The sequence below is a fragment of the Bacillus sp. CH140a_4T genome, assembly GCF_008923725.1.
GTDB lineage: Bacteria > Bacillota > Bacilli > Bacillales > Bacillaceae_G > Bacillus_A.
In genome coordinates this window covers 1,144,135-1,144,399 of the sequence record NZ_WBPF01000013.1, presented here as the reverse complement: position 1 = coordinate 1,144,399, position 265 = coordinate 1,144,135, and the positions used below count along the sequence as shown (strand labels likewise).

3 tRNA genes are annotated in these 265 nt (G+C 59.2%); all 3 read left to right on the top strand.

The features are described 5' to 3' along the window. Nucleotides 1-24: 24 nt before the first annotated feature. Nucleotides 25-98 (top strand) — tRNA-Arg (locus tag F8162_RS14930). Between the two features lie 8 nt (nt 99-106). After that, a tRNA-Pro gene (locus F8162_RS14925) sits at nt 107-180 on the top strand. A gap of 9 nt (nt 181-189) precedes the next feature. Beyond that, nucleotides 190-265: transfer RNA gene (locus F8162_RS14920), tRNA-Ala, on the top strand.

Below are 265 nucleotides of genomic sequence, written 5' to 3'. Positions count from 1 at the left end.
CGACCCCCGCCCTCGGCACCATATGCGCCCGTAGCTCAATTGGATAGAGCGTTTGACTACGGATCAAGAGGTTAGGGGTTCGACTCCTCTCGGGCGCGTTTTCTTTCGGGAAGTGGCTCAGCTTGGTAGAGCACCTGGTTTGGGACCAGGGGGTCGCAGGTTCAAATCCTGTCTTCCCGATAATTGTTTGGGGCCTTAGCTCAGCTGGGAGAGCGCCTGCCTTGCACGCAGGAGGTCAGCGGTTCGATCCCGCTAGGCTCCACCA